The 1055-nt window shown below is 69.5% G+C and carries 1 protein-coding gene; it reads left to right on the top strand.

Going from position 1 to position 1055, the window contains the following annotated elements:
• Window positions 1-1055, top strand: a 1055-nt coding sequence (locus tag LG661_RS24670) for a calcium-binding protein (protein ID WP_268995520.1), incomplete at both ends; no start/stop codon positions are given.

Genomic DNA, 1055 nt, shown 5'->3' with positions numbered 1-1055 from the left:
GGCCGGGACACGGTCAGCTACTACCACCGTCCTGTCGCGGTGGAGGTCTACCTCTCGGACGTGTCCAAGAACATCGGGGCCGCGAAAGGCGATCTTTACGTCGACATCGAGGTGATCGATGGCTCCCGCCACAACGACGTGCTGGAGGGCGATGACGGCGCCAACACCTTCTGGGGCGACGACGGCGACGACCTGCTGCGCGGCGGCAACAACGACGACACCCTGTCGGGCGGCAACGGCAATGACCGCCTGGAAGGCGGCTGGGGCGCCGACCGCCTCGACGGCGGAGCAGGCTGGGATACGGTGAGCTACTGGACCGCGGGCTCCGGCGTGCAGGTCTACCTGCACGATGCCTCCCGCAACACCGGCGAGGCTTACGGCGATACCTTTACCGGTATCGAGGTGGTCGACGGCTCGGCCTATGCCGACGTGCTCGAGGGCAACAACTCCGCCAACGAGTTCTGGGGCGACGCCGGCAACGACGTCCTGCGCGGCTTGGGCGGCGACGACACCCTCTCGGCCGGCAACGGCTACGACACGGCGGACTACTCCCAGGCCACGGCCCGGGTGGTGGTGGACCGGACTTATCAGAGCCGCAACCAGGGCGAGGCCTTCGGGGACGTGCTCGACAGCATCGAGGGCGTGGTGGGCTCGTCCTACAACGACGAGTTCTACGGCAGCGCCGGCTGGGACGGGTTCTGGGCCGGAGGCGGCGACGACCGGCTCGAGGGCCGGGGCGGGGGCGATCACCTGGACGGCGGCGCGGGCTTCGATCACGCGGTTTACTGGGGCTCGACCGCGGGCGTGAAGGCCAGCCTTCTGGATGCCGGCCTCAACACGGGCGATGCGGCGGGCGACGTCTGTGCCTCGATCGAGGGGCTGGAGGGCTCGAGCTACGGCGGCAGCCTGCAGGGCAACGGGATCGGCAATGCGCTCTACGGCTATGGCGGCGCGGACGTGCTGCGGGGCAGCGGCGGAAATGACCGGCTGCACGCCGGCGGGGCAGACGATACGATCGTCGGCGGCCAGGGCTCTGACTGGCTGATTGGTGGCAC

This window comes from Microvirga roseola, from assembly GCF_020866965.1.
GTDB classification, from domain to species: domain Bacteria; phylum Pseudomonadota; class Alphaproteobacteria; order Rhizobiales; family Beijerinckiaceae; genus Microvirga; species Microvirga roseola.
This window is presented reverse-complemented; position numbering and strand designations above follow the sequence as displayed.